Origin of the sequence: Streptomyces sp. NPDC005423 (assembly GCF_040606415.1) — a bacterium.
GTDB lineage: Bacteria > Actinomycetota > Actinomycetes > Streptomycetales > Streptomycetaceae > Streptomyces.
Genome location: NZ_JBEXET010000013.1, coordinates 105,162 through 122,534 on the forward strand (window position 1 = coordinate 105,162; position 17,373 = coordinate 122,534).

The 17,373-nt window shown below is 72.6% G+C and carries 13 protein-coding genes; 4 read left to right on the top strand and 9 right to left on the bottom strand.

Annotated elements, in window-relative coordinates; translation table 11 throughout:
• Position 1 precedes the first annotated feature (1 nt).
• From ccrA to ABZT12_RS16705, 3 genes are all read right to left on the bottom strand, one after another.
• Positions 2 to 1,339 carry a crotonyl-CoA carboxylase/reductase gene (ccrA, locus tag ABZT12_RS16695; RefSeq protein WP_356384136.1) on the bottom strand — a complete coding sequence of 446 codons (1,338 nt, stop codon included), beginning with the start codon at positions 1,337 to 1,339 and terminating at the stop codon, positions 2 to 4.
• Between the two features lie 419 nt (positions 1,340 to 1,758).
• Positions 1,759 to 2,586 (bottom strand): TetR family transcriptional regulator, encoded by an 828-nt coding sequence (locus ABZT12_RS16700; protein WP_356383977.1) that lies wholly within the window; start codon positions 2,584 to 2,586, stop codon positions 1,759 to 1,761.
• A 172-nt stretch (positions 2,587 to 2,758) separates the two neighbouring features.
• Complete coding sequence (locus ABZT12_RS16705) at positions 2,759 to 4,564, bottom strand: 3-hydroxybutyryl-CoA dehydrogenase (protein ID WP_356383980.1); 1,806 nt, start codon at positions 4,562 to 4,564, stop codon at positions 2,759 to 2,761.
• A gap of 380 nt (positions 4,565 to 4,944) precedes the next feature.
• Here ABZT12_RS16705 and ABZT12_RS16710 point away from each other — a divergent pair, with 380 nt between their 5' ends.
• Positions 4,945 to 5,520 carry an adenylosuccinate lyase gene (locus tag ABZT12_RS16710; RefSeq protein WP_356383983.1) on the top strand — a complete coding sequence of 192 codons (576 nt, stop codon included), beginning with the start codon at positions 4,945 to 4,947 and terminating at the stop codon, positions 5,518 to 5,520.
• An 11-nt stretch (positions 5,521 to 5,531) separates the two neighbouring features.
• Here ABZT12_RS16710 and ABZT12_RS16715 read toward each other — a convergent pair whose 3' ends face one another.
• The 3 genes from ABZT12_RS16715 to ABZT12_RS16725 form a co-directional block, all read right to left on the bottom strand.
• The gene (locus ABZT12_RS16715) at positions 5,532 to 6,062 is read right to left on the bottom strand and encodes a GNAT family N-acetyltransferase (protein WP_356383986.1); all 531 of its coding nucleotides are present in this window, start codon (positions 6,060 to 6,062) and stop codon (positions 5,532 to 5,534) included.
• 98 nt (positions 6,063 to 6,160) lie between these two features.
• Entirely contained in the window at positions 6,161 to 7,735 is a 1,575-nt protein-coding gene (locus ABZT12_RS16720; RefSeq protein WP_356383989.1) for an alpha/beta hydrolase, read from the bottom strand.
• A 139-nt stretch (positions 7,736 to 7,874) separates the two neighbouring features.
• Entirely contained in the window at positions 7,875 to 8,912 is a 1,038-nt protein-coding gene (locus tag ABZT12_RS16725) for an Rv2578c family radical SAM protein (protein ID WP_356383992.1), read from the bottom strand.
• A 161-nt stretch (positions 8,913 to 9,073) separates the two neighbouring features.
• Here ABZT12_RS16725 and ABZT12_RS16730 point away from each other — a divergent pair, with 161 nt between their 5' ends.
• From ABZT12_RS16730 to ABZT12_RS16740, 3 genes are all read left to right on the top strand, one after another.
• The gene (locus ABZT12_RS16730) at positions 9,074 to 9,532 is read left to right on the top strand and encodes an SRPBCC family protein (RefSeq protein WP_356383995.1); all 459 of its coding nucleotides are present in this window, start codon (positions 9,074 to 9,076) and stop codon (positions 9,530 to 9,532) included.
• Positions 9,533 to 9,825: 293 nt separating this feature from the next.
• A complete protein-coding gene (locus ABZT12_RS16735) occupies positions 9,826 to 12,327 on the top strand; it encodes a SpoIIE family protein phosphatase (RefSeq protein ID WP_356383998.1) in 2,502 nt (833 codons plus the stop codon).
• A gap of 201 nt (positions 12,328 to 12,528) precedes the next feature.
• A complete protein-coding gene (locus tag ABZT12_RS16740; RefSeq protein WP_356384001.1) occupies positions 12,529 to 13,275 on the top strand; it encodes a class I SAM-dependent methyltransferase in 747 nt (248 codons plus the stop codon).
• Here the strand turns inward: ABZT12_RS16740 and ABZT12_RS16745 are convergent.
• From ABZT12_RS16745 to ABZT12_RS16755, 3 genes are all read right to left on the bottom strand, one after another.
• Entirely contained in the window at positions 13,268 to 14,872 is a 1,605-nt protein-coding gene (locus tag ABZT12_RS16745) for a fused response regulator/phosphatase (protein ID WP_356384004.1), read from the bottom strand. The genes ABZT12_RS16740 and ABZT12_RS16745 overlap by 8 nt on opposite strands.
• Positions 14,862 to 16,238: an ATP-binding protein gene (locus ABZT12_RS16750; RefSeq protein WP_356384139.1), complete on the bottom strand. Its 1,377-nt coding sequence runs from the start codon at positions 16,236 to 16,238 to the stop codon at positions 14,862 to 14,864. Before ABZT12_RS16750 ends, ABZT12_RS16745 begins: the two co-directional genes overlap by 11 nt.
• Before the next feature lie 81 nt (positions 16,239 to 16,319).
• Entirely contained in the window at positions 16,320 to 17,363 is a 1,044-nt protein-coding gene (locus ABZT12_RS16755) for an ATP-binding SpoIIE family protein phosphatase (protein WP_356384142.1), read from the bottom strand.
• Between the last annotated feature and the right edge of the window lie 10 nt (positions 17,364 to 17,373).

Consider the following 17,373-nt stretch of genomic DNA (forward strand, 5'->3'; position numbering starts at 1 on the left):
CTCAGATGTTCCGGAAGCGGTTGATGGCGTCGAGGTGCGTCGCGCGCAGTTCCTCGTCGTGGACGCCGAGACCCTCCTCGGGGGCGAGGCAGAGGACGCCGACCTTGCCCTGGTGGAGGTTGCGGTGCACGTCGTAGGCGGCCTGGCCGGTCTCCTCCAGGGAGTACACCTTGGAGAGCGTCGGGTGGATCTTTCCCTTGGCGACCAGCCGGTTCGCCTCCCAGGCCTCGCGGTAGTTGGCGAAGTGCGAGCCGATGATCCGCTTCAGGGACATCCACAGGTAGCGGTTGTCGTACTCGTGGTTGAACCCGGAGGTCGAGGCGCAGGTGACGATCGTGCCGCCCTTGCGGGTGACGTAGACGCTCGCGCCGAAGGTCTCGCGGCCGGGGTGCTCGAAGACGATGTCGACGTCCTCGCCGCCGGTGAGCTCACGGATGCGCTTGCCGAACCGCTTCCACTCGCGCGGGTTCTGGGTGTGCTCGTCCTGCCAGAACTGGTAGTCCTCGGCGGTGCGGTCGATGATCGCCTCGGCGCCCATCGCCCGGCAGATGTCCGCCTTCTGCGGGCTGGACACCACACAGATCGGGTTGGCGCCGCCGGCCAGCGCGAACTGCGTGGCGTACGAGCCGAGTCCGCCGCTCGCGCCCCAGACGAGGACGTTGTCGCCCTGCTTCATGCCGGCCCCGTTGCGGGAGACCAACTGCCGGTAGGCGGTGGAGTTGACCAGCCCGGGAGCGGCGGCCTCCTCCCATGACAGGTGGCCCGGCTTGGGCATCAACTGGTTCGACTTGACCAGCGCGATCTCCGCGAGGCCGCCGAAGTTCGTCTCGAAGCCCCAGATGCGCTGCTCCGGGTCGAGCATCGTGTCGTTGTGCCCGTCGGAGGACTCCAGCTCCACGGAGAGGCAGTGCGCGACGACCTCGTCACCGGGCTTCCAGGCGTTCACGCCGGGGCCGGTGCGCAGCACCACGCCCGCGAGGTCGGAGCCGATGATGTGGTAGGGGAGGTCGTGCCGCTTCGTCAGCTCGCTGAGCTTGCCGTAGCGCTCCAGGAAGCCGAACGTGGAGAGCGGCTCGAAGATCGACGTCCAGACCGAGTTGTAGTTGACCGAGGAGGCCATCACGGCCACCAGGGCCTCGCCCGGGCCGAGTTCGGGCACCGGGACGTCGTCCAGGTGGATCGACTTGCGGGGGTCCTTGTCGCGGGTGGCGAGCCCGGCGAACATCTCCGTCTCGTCCTTGTGCACGGTGATCGCGCGGTACGACTCGGGCAGGGGAAGGGCGGCGAAGTCGGCCGGCTTCGAGTCCGGCGACTGGATCGCGTCCAGGATGTCCTTCACGGTCACGGTGTTGCCTCCGGCGGTGAGCGCCCTGAGGGCGGGGCGCTGAGGGTCGTCGTTGCTGCTGCTGAGGGTGGTGAGGAGTGCCGTCGGTTCGGTGGGGGTGGTGCTTCGGCAGCGCTTTGTGGCGCGGAAGGTTGCCTGTGACGCAGGCGTCCGGGCGCGCGGACCAGTGGTTCGCGGGGACAGCCGACGGAGCGAGGTTCTGCTTCGCCGGCCGCCCGGACTCCCTTCAACGTATGGCACCCCGTGTCAGCTCGCAAGGCACCGAGTGCCATGAATCGCTCTCAGATGAAATCTTTACGTAACATATGAGCGATGATCGATCGAACGGGGGGTGGAAGCCGCCCGAAAACCTGCTCCGACATGCCAGAACGGCCACCCCGAGGGGTGGCCGTCGTCACGGCGGAGCCGGGTGGTCAGCGCTCCTTCAAGGCCTCTTCGATGGTCCGCATGACCTCGTCCAGCGAGGCGTCGGTGCGGGCGACGGTCACCAGGACCTCGCCCTGCCGGTGCGTCGCCGCGCCGGCGGGCTTGGGGGCCGCGGTCCGGCCGGCCCCTATCCCGGTGCCGAACGTCCTGCGGACGATGGCGAAGGCGTGGTCGAGCTGGGCCTCCACGTCGCCCTGGGCGCCGGCTCGCAGCCAGCGCCGCAGGACGTGGTTGTGGGCGGTGACCACGGCGGACGCGGCCACCTCGGCCAGCAACGGGTCGTCGTTGGCGTCGTCGTCGTGCGCGTGCTCGTCGAAGTGCCCGAGGAGATAGCGGGTGAAGAGCCGCTCGTAGCGGGCCACCGAGGCGATCTCCGCCTCGCGCAGGGTGGGCACCTCGCGGGTGAGCTTGTAGCGGGCCACCGAGATCTCCGGGTGGGACGCGTACATCCGCATGACTTCCTTGATGCCCCGGCACACCGTGTCGAGCGGGTGCTCGTGCGCCGGAGCGGCGTTGAGCACCGCCTCGGCCCGGATCAAGGTGTCGTCGTGGTCGGGGAAGATCGCCTCTTCCTTGGAGCGGAAGTGGCGGAAGAACGTGCGGCGCGCGACCCCGGCCGCGGCGGCGATCTCGTCGACCGTGGTCGCCTCGTACCCCTTCGTCGCGAACAGCTCCATCGCGGCCGCCGCCAACTCCCGCCGCATCTTGAGCCGTTGGGCGGCGGCACGACCGCCGGCGGCACTCTCCGGCGCGTCGGACGGGGCAGGAGTACGTGAGGACTTGGCGGGCTGGGACATGACCCGAACGTACTGCATGTGCGCAGCCCGGCGCGCATGCCGGGGGCTTCCCCCGCCCGGGGTGGAGGGGGGAGAACCGGGTGGGCCGGGCGGGGGAGGAGCGGGTGGGCCGGGCGGGGGAGACGCGAGTGGTGCGGGGTCCAGCAGGCCGCCCCAGTCCGCGTCGCCCCCGGACCGCTCGCCGGGATGCTCAGCGGCGCGCATATTCGCGGAAGCCGCGGCCGGTCTTGCGGCCGAGGCAGCCCGCGGCCACCAGGTGCTCCAGGAGCGGGGCCGGGGCGAGACCCGGGTCGCGGAACTCGCGGTGCAGGACCTTCTCGATCGCCAGGGAGACGTCGAGCCCGACGACGTCCAGCAGCTCGAAGGGGCCCATCGGGTAGCCGCCGCCCAGCTTCATCGCCGCGTCGATGTCGTCGAGGGACGCGTAGTGCTCCTGGACCATCTTGATCGCGTTGTTGAGGTACGGGAAGAGCAGGGCGTTGACGATGAATCCGGCCCGGTCGCCGCAGTCGACGGCGTGCTTCCTGATCCGGCCGCAGACCTCGCGGACCGTGGCGTGGACGTCGTCGCCCGTGAGCACCGTACGCACCACCTCGACCAGCTTCATCGCGGGCGCCGGGTTGAAGAAGTGCATCCCGATCACGTCCTGCGGACGCGAGGTGGCGCGGGCGCAGGCGACGACGGGCAGCGAGGAGGTCGTGGTGGCCAGGACCGCGCCCGGCCGGCAGACCTTGTCCAGTGTCGCGAACAGCTGCTGCTTGATCTCCAGGTCCTCGGCGACCGCCTCGACGGCCAGGTCGACCTCGGCGAACGCGTCGTAGGAGCCCGCCGGGACGATCCGGTCCAGGGCCTCGGCGGCGCCCTCGGCGGTCAGCCGGCCCTTCTCCACGGAGCGCGCGAGGGACTTGCCGACCCGGGCCTTGGCGAACCGTGCCTTCTCCTCGCTGCGGGCGGCGAGGACCACCTCGTAGCCGGCCTTCGCGAAGACCTCCGCGATACCGGACGCCATGGTCCCGGAGCCGGCCACTCCGACGGAGCGCACCTCGCGGCCGGGGGTGAGCCCGACGCCTTCCAGCGGGGTCAGGGCGTCGTGCACCACGGAGGCGCTGCCGGGGGCCGCGTACGAGTAGAAGCCGCGGCCCGACTTGCGGCCGGTCAGGCCCGCCTCGCTGAGCTGCTTCAGGATCGGCGCGGGGGCGTGCAGGCGGTCCTGGGACTCGGTGTACATGGCTTCGAGGACCGTGCGCGCGGTGTCGACGCCGATCAGGTCGAGCAGGGCGAGCGGTCCCATGGGCAGCCCGCAGCCCAGCCGCATCGCCGCGTCGATGTCCTCGCGGGAGGCGTACTTCGCCTCGTACATCGCCGCCGCCTGGTTGAGATAGCCGAACAGCAGCCCGTCGGCGACGAATCCGGGCCGGTCGCCGACGGCCACCGGCTCCTTGCCCAGCTCGACGGCGAGATCGGTGACGGCGGCGACGGCGGCCGGCGCGGTCAGCACGGACGAGACGATCTCGACCAGTCTCATGGCGGGCGCGGGGTTGAAGAAGTGCAGCCCGAGCACCCGCTCGGGCCGCGCCGAGTCGGCGGCGAGCCGGGTCACGGAGAGGGCGTTGGTGCCGGTCGCGAGGATCGCTTCGGGCCGCACGATCCCGTCCAGCTCCCGGAAGATCTGCTGCTTGATCTCGTACGACTCCGGGGCCACCTCGATGACCAGGTCGGCGTCGGCCGCCGCCCGCAGGTCGGTGGAGGTGCGGACCCGGGCCAGGGCGGCGGCGCGCTCCTGCCCGGTCAGCCGGCCGCGCTCCACGGCACGGGCGGTCGCCGCCTCCAGGGATGCGACGGCCCGCACGGTCGCGGCCTCGCTGACGTCGATGCCGACGACCTCGCGGCCGGCCTTGGCGAGGACCTCGGTGATACCGGTGCCCATGGTGCCGAGGCCGATGACGGCGACGGTCTGCAGCGGGGACAGAGGGGTGTGGGACAGGGGAGCGGCCATCGCGGGACTCCAGGAATGAGGGTGACGACTGGAAGCGCGCCCGGGTGCGCCGGGACCGAAGCCGCGGCGCACCGGGGTGCGGGAAGGAGTGCGGGTGTTGCCGGGCTACGTGTCGCACACGCCCGGTGCCGTCGTCACGGGCGTGCACACGCCCGGCGAACGGCGGATCCGACCGGCCCTGTCCCGGGACCGAGTCGTACAGCGGTACGCGAGGTACCGAACCGACTGCTCCCACGGCGGCTGCGTCACCAGGCCACCGCGAGCGAAACACGAGTGGGTAACTCGCTCGTCTGAGCTTAACCGGTGGGTAACGAGCGCGCCAGCCCCCGGAGTTTGTGATCTGCGTCCCTCGCTCCGGCGGCCCCCCTAGGCTCGGCGTCATGGACGAAGAGTCGCGATCACTCACGGAGCGCTTGCGGCGGGAGTCGGGGGGCACGCCCGTCTACGAGCGGCTGGCGGCGACCGGTGATCTCGCCGAACTGGCCGACGTCCTCACCGCCGTGGGGCAGCCGCTGTGGGCGAGGGAGCTGGTGGCGTTCCGGCTCGGCCTCGCGGGCGACCGACGGGCCTTCGAGGCGCTCGTCCTCCTCCTCAACCACCGCGACCCGCCGCGCTGTGCCTCCGCCGCGTACGCCCTGGCCCGGCTCGGCGACCCCCGCACCGCCCGCGCCGCCGCCGCCCTCGCCACCAACGAACTCCGCGTCGCCTACGCCCTGCACCCGGTCCTCCTCCTCGCCGAGCTGCGCGCCCCCGAGTCGGTGCCCGCGCTGATCACCACCCTGCGGCGGCGGTTGAGCCCGCACGACCCCTACCGGCGGGTGGCCCTCGCCTGTGTGGAGGGGCTCGGCACGCTCGGGGACACCCGGGCCAGGCCGGTGCTCAACGAGGCGCTCGCGCACCCGGCGCTGGCCGAGGCGGCGGTGCGCGCGCTGGCGCGGATTTCCCGGCAGCGGTAGAACGGCCTACGTCAGCGCGGGAGTTGGCGCACGTAACGGAGTTCGGGCACCGCTGTCCCGGCCACCTCGAAGGGCTCCTCGGCGCCGTCGGCGCGGAACCCCGCCCGCTCGTAGAAGCGGCGGGCGCGGGTGTTGTCCCGCACCACCCACAGGAACATCCGGTCGTGGCCGAGGGCCGCGCAGCGCCGTACCGACTCCTGGAGCAGGGCCCGTCCGACGCCGGTCCCGAGGTGGTCGGTGGCGAGATAGAGGGCGTACAACTCGGCTTCCGCGGTGTGGAGTCGGCCGTCCCGGTACGGGCCGTGGCAGGACCAGCCGACGACCTCGCCGGCCCGCTCGGCGACCAGGTTCAGCACGGCGCCGTCGGCCTGCCCGAAGCGGGCCCGGCGCCGGGCGGCGTCCCGCTCCACGCTGAGCGCGTCGAGGAAGGAGCGCGGCATCAGGCCGTCGTAGGCGAACTGCCAGCCGTGGACGCGGATTTCGGAGACGCGGTCGCAGTCGGCGAGGGTCATGGGGCGAATCCGCGGCGGCTCGTGGGGCATGACCGCACCTTAGAGGGGGCTCTGCTGGAAGGCCCCCCGATTAATTTGCCGCCCGCCACGACGAACACCCTTCTTCGCAGCGGGAGTTCGGGCCGTGCTCAGCGGAAGCCGAGCAGCTTGTGCAGGGTCTCGCCGTTCGCGGCGGTGGCCGTTTTCGCCGCGCTCACCGGCCGGGGGTCCGGTGTCTTCTCGCACACCGCATCGACGCCGTCGCGACCGCGCGGCACCGTGCCGTCGTCGAGATACGCCGTCAAGTACCTGTCCAGGCAGGCGTTTCCGCTCAGGGTGACGCCGTGGTTCCCGCCGCCCCGCTCGACCACGAGACTGGACCGGGCCAGCAGCCGGTGCGTCGTCAGCCCGCCCTGGTAGGGGGTGGCCGCGTCGTCGGTCGCCTGGAAGAGCAGCACCGGCGGCAGTTTGCCGTTGGCGACGTTCACCGCCGACCGCGGCTTGGTCGGCCAGAACACGCACGGCGCGTTGTACCAGGCGTTGTTCCAGGTCATGAAGGGGGCCCGCTCGTGGACCGCCCAGGTGTCCTTGTGCCACTGGCGCCAGTCGCGCGGCCAGGAGACGTCACCGCACTGCACGGCGGTGTAGACGCTGTAGCCGTTGTCCCCGGCGGCGTCGACCGCGCCGAGGTTCTCGTAGGTGTCGACCAGCGGCTGGGTGTTCCCGTCGTGCGCGTACGCGGCGAACGCCCCGGCCAGGGCGGGCCAGTAGCCGTTGTAGTAGCCGCCCGGCAGGAAGGTGTCCTCCAGCTCGGAGGCGCCCACCTTCCCGCCGGCCGGCCTCCTCGCGAGGGCCGCCCGCATCGCGTACCACCTGGCCTCGATCCGCGCCGGGTCGGTGCCGAGCCGGTACGTCGTGTCGTTCGCGGCGATCCACGCCATGAGCGCCCGGTGGCGGGCGTCGAAGGCGCGGTCCTGGCCGAGGTTGTCGTCGTACCAGACGCCGGTGGGGTCGACCACGGAGTCCAGGACCAGGCGGCGCACCCGGTCGGGGAAGAGCTTGGCGTAGACGGCGCCCAGGTAGGTGCCGTAGGAGTAGCCGAAGTAGTTGATCCGCTGGGCGCCGAGCGCCCGCCGGACGGCGTCGATGTCCCGTACCGCGCTGAGGGTGTCGATGTACGGCAGCAGGTCCGCGTACTTCCTGGCGCAGGCGGTGGCGAACTTCTTCGCGCGGGAGAGGCCAGCCTCTTCGAGGGCGGGAGTGCTCGGTACGGAGTCGGGGCGCACCGGCGCGAAGTGGTGGGGGCGGCAGTCCAGGGCGGGTGTGCCGGCGCCGACACCGCGCGGGTCGAAGCCGATGACGTCGTAGCGGGAGGCCACCGCCTTGGGCAGCGCGGACGCCACGAAGCCGGCCAGGGCCAGTCCGCTGCCGCCCGGGCCGCCGGGGTTGACCAGCAGCGGGCCCTGGTAGGCCGTGGCGGTGTGCGGGACGCGGGAGAGGGCGAGCGTGATCTGCCGGCCGCCGGGGTTCGCGTGGTCGAGAGGCACCTTGAGGGAAGCGCACTGGAGCGCCGGGTACTTGGTGGTCCCGCACTTCTTCCAGGCCGGTTCCGCGGCCCGTGCGGCGGCCGGCGGCCCCGTGGTGCTCGCGTCGGCGGGGAGGGCCGTGAACGAACCGGCCACGGCGAGGGCGGCACCGCACAGGGCGGCCGCGCGTTTTCTCATGGGTCCTCCCGGGACGGAGGGGCTGCGGGACCGAGGGGCTCCCGGTCCTCGCCGCATCGTCCCGGTAAGCGAGGGCGGACTAACCCGTGCGGCCGGTACGTGACCCGAATGGGCCGCGGGATGCCCTCGAACGCGCCCCTCAGATCAGGGAGAGCTGCACCGGTCCGGACGACGGCGGAGCGGCGGGTCCCGGCTCTGGGATCCGGCGCGGCACGCCTCCCCGCGCGGGACCGATGCCGTACTCCGCCGCCAGTTCGTGGACCTGGCGGGTGATGCGGCGCTGGTACCACTTCGGGGCGTAGGCGCCCTCCGCGTACAACCGCTCGTAGCGGCGCACCAGATGCGGATGGTGCTGCCCGAGCCAGGCCGTGAACCACTCGCGGGCGCCGGGCCGCAGATGCAGCACCAGGGGCGTCACCGAGGTCGCCCCGGAGGCCGCGATCGCCCTTACGGTGGCGCGGAGTTGGGCCGGGTGGTCGCTCAGGAAGGGCAGCACCGGCGCCATCAGGACACCGCAGCCGATGCCGTGCTCGCCCAGGGTCCGTACGACGTCCAGGCGCCGCTCCGGGGAGGGGGTGCCCGGTTCGACCGTGCGCCACAGCACGGGATCGGTGAAGCCCACCGACACCGAGACGCCGACCTCGGTGATCCGGGCGGCCTGCACCAGCAGATCCAGGTCGCGCAGGATCAGCGTGCCCTTGGTGAGGATCGAGAACGGGTTGGCGTGGTCGCGCAGCGCGCCGAGGATGCCCGGCATCAGCCGGTAACGGCCCTCGGCCCGCTGGTAGCAGTCGACGTTCGTGCCCATCGCGATGTGCTCGCCCTGCCAGCGGGGCGAGCCGAGCTGGTGGCGCAGCAGGTCCGGGGCGTTCACCTTGACCACGATCTGCGAGTCGAAGCCGAGGCCGGTGTCCAGGTCCAGATAGCTGTGCGACTTGCGCGCGAAACAGTAGACGCAGGCGTGTGAGCAGCCCCGGTACGGGTTCACCGTCCACTCGAAGGGCATGCGCGAGGCCCCGGGCACCCGGTTGATGATCGAACGGGCGCGTATCTCGTGGAAGGTGATCCCGCGGAACTCGGGCGTGTCGAAGGTACGGGTGGTCACCTGGTCCGCGCCGAACAGCGCGGCGTCGGCCGGGCTCCCGGCGGACTCCACTGTGAGGTTCTCCCAGCGCATGACGCCTCCTCGGTGTCGCTCCGCCACAGAATAGAACACATGTTCCCTTGATCGTGCGACTCCGTTCTCCCGGGCGCTCGCGCGACCCCGATTTGGGCGGCCGGGCCGGGGGGTGGTTGGCTGGCTCCCGCCCGGAGAACCCATGTCATGGAGGAACGAAAATGGCGCAGGTCGAGGCCACCACCGAGCGGGTAGTCGCCGCGGACGCCGAGAAGGTGTTCGACGCCCTCGCCGACTACAGCGGCACGCGCGGAAAGGTGCTGCCCGAGCAGTTCAGCGAGTACGAGGTGCGCGAGGGCGGCGACGGCGAGGGCACCCTCGTCCACTGGAAGCTCCAGGCCACCAGCAAGCGGGTCCGTGACTGCCTCCTGGAGGTCAGCGAGCCGACCGACGGCGAGCTGGTCGAGAAGGACCGCAACTCCTCCATGGTCACCACCTGGCGCGTCACCCCGGCCGGCGAGGGCAGCTCCCGAGTCGTCGTGACCACCGTCTGGGACGGCGCCGGCGGCGTCGGCGGCTTCTTCGAGCGCACCTTCGCGCCCAAGGGCCTCGGCCGTATCTACGACCAGTTCCTCGACCGGTTCGCCGCCGAGGTCGAGAAGGCCGAGAAGGCCGAGTAGCGGGACACCCTTCCGGTCCAAGTCCCGGCCGCACCGGGCGGGTTGGCACCCCCGTGTCGGTTCGGACGGAACCACGTCCGAACCGACCGGCCGGGACCGGGGGGCGCACGGAGCGCGCGACCTCCCACCGGGGCACGAGGGCCGAGCCCCGCCCCAAAGGCCGAACGCGCCCGGCGCGCCCGCGCGTTCGGCCGGCGCCAATTCCCGCGTTGCCGCACATCGCGTCCGAACGCCCCCGTACGGTGGTGAACGGCGGTAGATCTTGCACAGCCGTGGGAGAGAGGGCCTGGGCCATGGACCGTGGCACCGAGAAGGCAGCGTCTCCGGGCCGCGGCACCGCGCCCTGCGGAGCGGCCGAGCCCCTCCCGCCCGGCCGCGTTCCGCTGGCCGTCGTCCTGATCGACCACGAAGGGCTCGTCTCGCACTGGAGCCGTGGCGCCCGCCGGCTGTTCGGCGCCACCCGGGAAGAGGCGATCGGCCGCCCCGCGGTCGACCTGCTGCCCGTCTCCGGCGCCCTGCCCGAGGACGACGACCCGGCCCCCTACGGCCGGTACGGCGAGACCGGCGAGCCCACCTCCCCCGGCGACGACGACGGTCTCGGACCCGACCTGGAGTCCCCGCGCGGCGGACGGCTGCCCTATCCGGCCTCGGGCCGCGCCCGGCTCACCGTCCCCGGACGGGACCGCGCGGACGTCCTGTGGTGGGCGTACCCCATGGTCGGCCCCGGCCGGGAGCGGCTGCTGGTGCTCGCCGCCGACGCCGAGGGACTGCGCCCGGACCCCGGCGGCGTCGAGGAGCGCGCCTTCGAGCGGATCGCGCCCGGCTTCGCCCTGCACACCGACTTCCCCGGCGCCGAGGAACTCGCCCGCCGGCTGCCCGACATCCTGCCCAGCATGAGCGTCGGCGAGAGCGCCCGCATCGTCGCCCAGGTCCTCGAACTCGGTTACCCCGTCCTGGAGTTCAGCCAGAACGACCGGGTACCGGTGACCCCCGACTGGGGCGTGCCCCGGCGCGCCGAGCGCAAGGCACGGCGCGCTCGCGCCGCACGCGCCGAGGCCGAGGGGCTGCCCGCGCCCCGGGAGGCCGACGGCGAGGACGAGGACCGCGAGGACCTCGAATACGTCGCCGTGCGCGAGCGCCTAAAGTTCCTCAACGAGGTCAGCTCACGCATCGGCACCTCCCTCGACCTCGCCACCACGATCCTGGAGGTCAGCCGGGCCGTCGTCCCCCGCTTCACCGACGTCGCCGGGACCTACCTGCGCGAACAGGTCGTCGCCGGCGAGGGGTTCCCCGAGGGCGTGCCGGACACCACCACCCTCTGGCACCGGGTCGCCGTCCACCACACCGACGAACCCGGCCGCTGGGACGACGTCGTACCGGTCGGCGAGGCCATGCCCTTCCCGGCGCACACCCCCTTCTTCCAGTGCATGACCACCGGCGAGCCCGTCCTGGTGCCCCGCATCAGCGAGGAGGCGGGACACGCGATCGCCTCGCAGTTCGAGAAGCGCGACATCCGGCCCCTCATCACCGGCCGCTCCATGCTGGTCGTACCGCTCAAGGCACGCGACGTGGTGCTCGGCTTCATGGTCCTGCTGCGCCACCCCGAGCGCGTCGAGTTCAACGACATGGACCGGGTCACCGGCGCCGAACTCGCCGCCCGCGTCGGCCTGGTGCTCGACAACGCCCGCATGTACACCTACCAGGAGAGCGTCGCCGAGACCCTCCAGGACAGCATGCTCCCGCGCATCCCGGCGCGCATGGCCGGCTGCGACATCGCCACCCGCTACCTGCCCGGCACGCTGCTGGGGCGGATCGGCGGCGACTGGTTCGACTCGGTCAAACTGCCGGGCGCGCGGACCGCGTTCGTGGTCGGCGACGTCATGGGCCACGGCCTCCACTCGGCCGCCAAGATGGGCCAGTTGCGCACGGCCGTCCGGACCATGGCGGCCCTGGACCTCCCACCCGCCCAACTCCTGCGCAATCTCGACGACTTGTCGCAGCGGCTCGGTGACTCCTACCTCGCGACCTGCCTCTACGCGGTCTACGACCCGATCGTGAGCGAACTGCTCGTCGCCAACGCGGGCCACGTCCCGCCGGTGCTCGTCCACGCCGGTTGCGGGCGGGGCGAGTTGCTCGACCTGCCCACGGGCGCGCCCATCGGGGTGGGCGGGGTGCCCTTCGAGGCGGTACGGGTCCGGGTGGAGCCCGGCGACCGGCTTGTGATGTGCACCGACGGGCTGGTCGAGATGCGCGGCGAGGACATCGGCGTGGGCCTCGCCACGCTCTGCGAGTCCGCCGCGCACCCGGCCGCGTCCATGGACGACGCCTGCGACACCATCGTCCGGGCCCTGAACACCCGCGGCGGACGCAAGGACGACGTGGCCCTGCTCATGGCCCGCCTGGGCGGCATCGAACCCGGTGACGTCGCCGAGTGGCCGCTCGCTCCCGACCCGGCCGAGGCCGGCCGGGCCCGCGCCCTCGTCAGCGGCCGGCTGCGCGCCTGGAACCTGGACCAACTCGTCGAGCCCGCGGCCCTGCTGGTGAGCGAGCTGGTCGGCAACGCCGTACGGCACACCCGCAGCCGCCGGCTCGCACTGCGCCTGGTCCGCGGCGACACGCTGCTGTGCGAGGTGGACGACGACGACCACACCCTGCCGAGCCTGCTGGACGCGGGCTCCGTCGACGAGTCCGGGCGCGGCCTGCGGGTGGTCAGCACCCTCGCCCGGGAGTGGGGCGCCACCCGCACCGACGCGGGCAAGACCGCCTGGTTCGAACTGACCCTGCCCGGTCGCTGATTCAGCCGCCCTGCCACCCCGCCGCCCTGCCCCCCCGCCGTCCCGCCGACCTCCGCGGGCCCGGGGGGCGCACTCGGGCGCAGTCGGAGCGAAAGAGCGGAGAAGGTATGCGCCGGGCGCTTGTGGGCCCGCGCCGGGCGCGGTAGACCGTACTCGCCCGTCACTGACGACGGTACGGCTTCGCAGACGGGGGAGTGGGACATGAGCGTGACGAGTCGGTACCGGGAGTCGTGGGAGGGCTTCTGGCGCGAGGCGTCCGACGAGCCGGGAGCCGTGCTGTGGGACGCGCAGCCGATGCTCACGGTCGGCCCCCATCTCGCCCTCTTCGAACCGCAGTTGACCGATCCCGGGCTGCCGATGCTGGACCTCGGCTGTGGCAACGGCACCCAGACCCGCTTCCTGGCCGACCGCTTCCCGCACGTCATCGGCGTCGACCTGGCCGCCGCCGCCCTCGACCACGCGCGGGCGTCGGACCCGGCGGGACAGGCCGCCTACCGGCTGCTGGACGCCGCCGACAAGACCGAGGTCGACACCCTGCACGCCGAACTCGGCGACGCCAACGTGTACATGCGAGGGGTGCTGCACCAGGTCGAGCCCGACTCCCGGCAGCCGCTGGTGGACGGACTCGCCGCCCTCGTCGGGGAACGCGGCCTGGCCTTCCTCGTCGAACTGGCGGAGACCGCCGGACCGGTCCTGCGCGGCCTGGCCCAGGACCCGGGCGGGCCGCCGTCGAAGCTGGAACCCATCCTGCGCCATGGCATAGCGCCCGGCGCGGTCGGCGACGCCGAGATGGTCGACCATCTGCGCGCGGCCGGCCTCACCGTCCTCGCCCACGGTGAACTGCCGCTGCTCACCACGGAGTTCGCCGCCGACGGTACGCGGGTCGCGCTGCCGTCCCGGTGGCTGGTCGCGGGTCCGTCGCGCGGGGGCGGCGGGCGGCTCAGCTGAACAGGGCCGTGATCAACGCGATGTCGTCGTCCTTGTTCTGTCCGAACCGGCTGAGCAGCAGATCGCACAGCGCCTCCAGATCCTCCGGTCCCGCGGCCACCGCTTCGCGGAACTCCGCGAGGCTGGCGTCGAGATGGGTCGTACGGACCTCGACGAGACCGTCCGTCACCAGGAGCAGGCGGGTGCCGGGCGGGACCGGCACGACGGAGGGCTCCGGATGGGGGAGCCCCAGGCCCAGCAGCGGACCGTGCGGGTGGTGGAACCGCGGGCCGTCCCGGGGGTCGATCACCAGCGGGGGGATGTGACCGGCGTTGGCGATGTGCAGCCGACGGCCGTCCGGGGCGACGAGGACCAGGCAGAGGGTGACGGTGATGCCCGGCTGGGACTGGCGCAGCAGGGTTTCCAGGTGTTGCAGGATCTGGTGCGGGGGGTGGCCCTCGATGGCGTAGGCGCGCAGTGCGTGGCGCACCTCGCCCATGACGGTCGCGGCGGTCAGGGAGTGTCCGACGACGTCCCCGATGGCGAGCAGCAGACCGTTGACCGTCTGTACCGCTTCGTAGAAGTCGCCGCCGATCTCCGCGTGTTCGGAGGCGGGGAGGTAGCGGAAGGCCAGCTCGATGCCGGGTACGACCGGCAACTCCTTGGGCAGGAACGAGCGTTGCAGGGCGAGGCCGAGGGCGTGTTCCTCGTTGTAGGTGCGCAGCGCTTCGAGTGCGAGGGCGCTGGTGTTGGCGAGTTGCTGGAGCAGCTGTTCGTCGTCGGCGCCGTGCAGGGCGGAGGCGGGCACGGCCAGGCAGACGGGCGGACGGCCCCGCTTGGTGCGGGCGACCGCGAGGGCCACCTCCGCGTCGAGGTGGTCGGTGGGCAGCAGGGCACGCCACTGGCTGAGCGGCAGGCGGGTGATCGCGACGCCGGTCTCCTGGTGCAGACAGCGGGCCGCGAGCTGGTCCGGCAGACCGGGAGGCGCCGGCTGGATGCGTACGGCGCTGCCCGGCTCGTCGATCATGCTGTGCACCGCCTGCGTGTGCGGGGAGAGGAACACCGCGCTCGCCGGACTCGCCAGGACACCGGCCGCGCCGCCGGTGGCGGCCGACGCGAAGGAGTGGAAGCCGACCGCGCTGTACACGTCCAGGGTCGCGCCGTTCAGCGCGATCAGCCGTTCGGCGAGCCGCTCGGCGCGCTGCCGGGCGCGGGCGTAGCGCAGGGTGGCGGTGACGGTGGCGAGGAGTTCACCGGGGTCGATGGGCTGGTCGAGGTAGGCGTCGGCGCCCCGCCGCAGCCCCTCGGCGTGATCGTCGGGGCTGATGGCGGCGGCCGAGATCTGGATGATCGGCACATGGGCGGTCCGCGGATCCCGCTTGAGACGTTCGCTCACCTCGAAGCCGCTCATGCCGGGCAGCAGTACGTCGATGATCGCGAGGTCGGGGAGCGGCTCTGTGACGTCCTTCAGCCGGGCGAGACCCTCCTCGCCGGAGGCGACGCCGATGACGCTGTGTCCCGCGCGACGCAGCCAGCTGGTCAGGACGTAGAGGTTCGTCTCGTTGTCGTCGATGACCAGGACGGTCGCGGGCAGCGGGTCCTCGTTGCTATGTGTCACGGCCTGTCCCTTCGGCTGGGGGTTCCTGCGTGCGGTCGTGGCCGAGATCCGGCAGCCGGACCCGCACCTGGGTGCCGACCCCGACGGTGCTGGTGAGGGTGAGGGAACCGCCGAGCAGTTCGGTGAGGGTACGGGCGTAGGGCAGCCCCAGGCCGGTGCCGGGTCGTCCGTGCTGGTGGGCGCCGCGGACCTGGTAGAACACCTCGAAGACCCGGTCGAGTTCGTCGGCCGGGATGCCCACCCCGGTGTCCGTGACGGTGAACAGGACCGCGGGACCGGACGGTTCGGGTGCGGTGGTGATGTCGAGGCGTACTTCGCCCTGGTCGGTGAATTTCAAAGCGTTGGACAGGATGTTGCGCAGGATGCGGACCAGGAGCGTCTCGTCGGTCACCAGCGCCGGCTGCTGTTCCGGGGGAGTGGTGAGGAGGGTGACCCCCTCCCGGCCGTGGCCGCTGAGGAGGAGCCCGCTGAGGTGGGTGACGAGCAGGCGCAGGTCCACCGGCTCGGGGTGGATCTCCAGATGGCCGGCCTCGGCCTTCGCCACGTCGAGGAGGTCGTTCACCAGCGACAGGAGCGAGTGGCTCGCGGACGAGATGAGTTCGACCTGTTCCCGCTGCTCGCCGCTGAGGGTGGGCGAACTGGGGGCGAGCAGCAGTCGGGAGAGCGCGACCATCGAGTTGACGGGGGTGCGCAGTTCGTGGCTGATGTTGGTCCAGAACCGGGTCTTCGCCTCACTCGCCTCCTGCAACTGGTGCCGTTTGGCCTCCAGTTCGGAGTGGAGGGCGAGCACACCGCTGTTGGTGGTCTCCAGTTCCTGCGTCAGTTCGGAGTACAGGGCGAGGACGCCCCGGTTGGTCTCCTCCAACTCCTCGTTCAGCCGCCGCAGTTCCTCCCGCTGGGCGCGGGTCTCCTCCAGGGTGGCGATCAAGTCCCTTGTCTGAGAACGCAGATCGTCCGCCTCCGTGGTGCGGACGCCGTCGCCGAGCACCTTCGCCAGCCGGTCCCGCCGCTCGGCGGGCCGCACCGCGTCCGCGGCGAGCGGCTGGGTGATGACGACGCGGCCGGCCGCGGCCCCGGCCGCGTACTCCACCCCCACGAGCTTGGCCACCAGGTCGAGGGTGTCCCGGGCCGGCGGCGGTCCGCCGCTCCAGGTGAACTCGACGACGAGGGCGGCCGGCCGGTCCGCGCTGTCCAGGCCGAAGGAGACCTCCAGCCCCTGGCAGCCCAGCCGGTCGCGTCCCAGCTCGCTCAGCGCGGTCGCCAGCCGCACCTGGTCCTGCCGGTCCAACCCCAGCACGACGGCGGCCTGTTGGGCACGGCGCCGCAGACCGAACACGTCCTGCGCGGAGGAGAGAGCGAAGGACATCACCCGGCCGTCGCCGAACGCCCCGCCGCCCAGGCCGTGTTCAAACCCCTTCCCGGCCATGCCCGCTCCTCTCCGCACCGCTCACCAGGCGCCCTTGACGACGACGACACTCGCGTCGTCCCGCCGCACACCCGCCTCGCGGAGCAACTGGCCGGCCATCACGAGCGGGGAGTGCCCGAGCAGACCCGGCAGCGCCCCCGCGTCCCAGCGTTCGGTCAGTCCGTCGGAGTGCATGACCAGGGCCCCGTGGTCGGGCAGCGGCTCCTCGAAGGTGCGCAGCCGCCGCATGTGGGCGCCGACGATCCCGGGAGCCGACAGCAGCGCGCGGCGCGCGCCCCCGCCGCCGATCAGGAAACCGCTGACGTTGCCGATGCCGCAGTACAGCAGCCGCCCGGCGGCGGGCTCGACCCGGGCCACCGCGACCGCTCCGCCGCGCGTGCCCCGCAGGGCGGGGTGCACGGCGTTGAGCACGCCTTCCGGGGTGAGGTCGCGGGTGTCGTGGAACGCCTTGACCGCCGCACCGCTCGCGCGCGCCGCCAGCGGTCCGTGGCCCAGGCCGTCGCAGAGCATGACCAGCAGTGCGGGCCGGTGCGCGTCGCCGCCGGCCACCGTACGCACGGCCCACGCGTCCCCGCACACGCTCTCGCCGCTGATGGCCCGGGTCACACCGGCGGCGGGGGACGCCTCCGGGGAGGTGACGACGGCCCTGCCGGCCGCGGTGCGGGGCCAGAACCGCGCGGCCATGACCGTCCCGCGGCCGGGCACGGAGTGCAGGTCGAAGTGGTCGGCGAGACGGGAGACCGCGCCCAGCCCGATGCCCAGGGTGCCGGCGCTGGACGTCCCGTCGGTCAGGGCGGCCGGCACGTCCGTCATACCGGGACCCGAGTCCACGGTGAGGAACTCCACCCCGGCCACGTCCCCCGAGCGCACCGTGCGCAGCAGCAGCGCGCCGTCCACGGCATGCCGCTGTACGTTCGTGGCGGCCTCGGTGACGGCGAGGGCGACCTCGGCCGCCCGGTGGGTGCTGAGGCCGACGCGCCGGGCCAGCGCGGCGGCGGCGCCGCGGGCGGTCACCGGCAGGGAGGGGCTCTCCCGGAACCACTCCATGTCCTCGCTGTCGACCATGGCGGCGCCG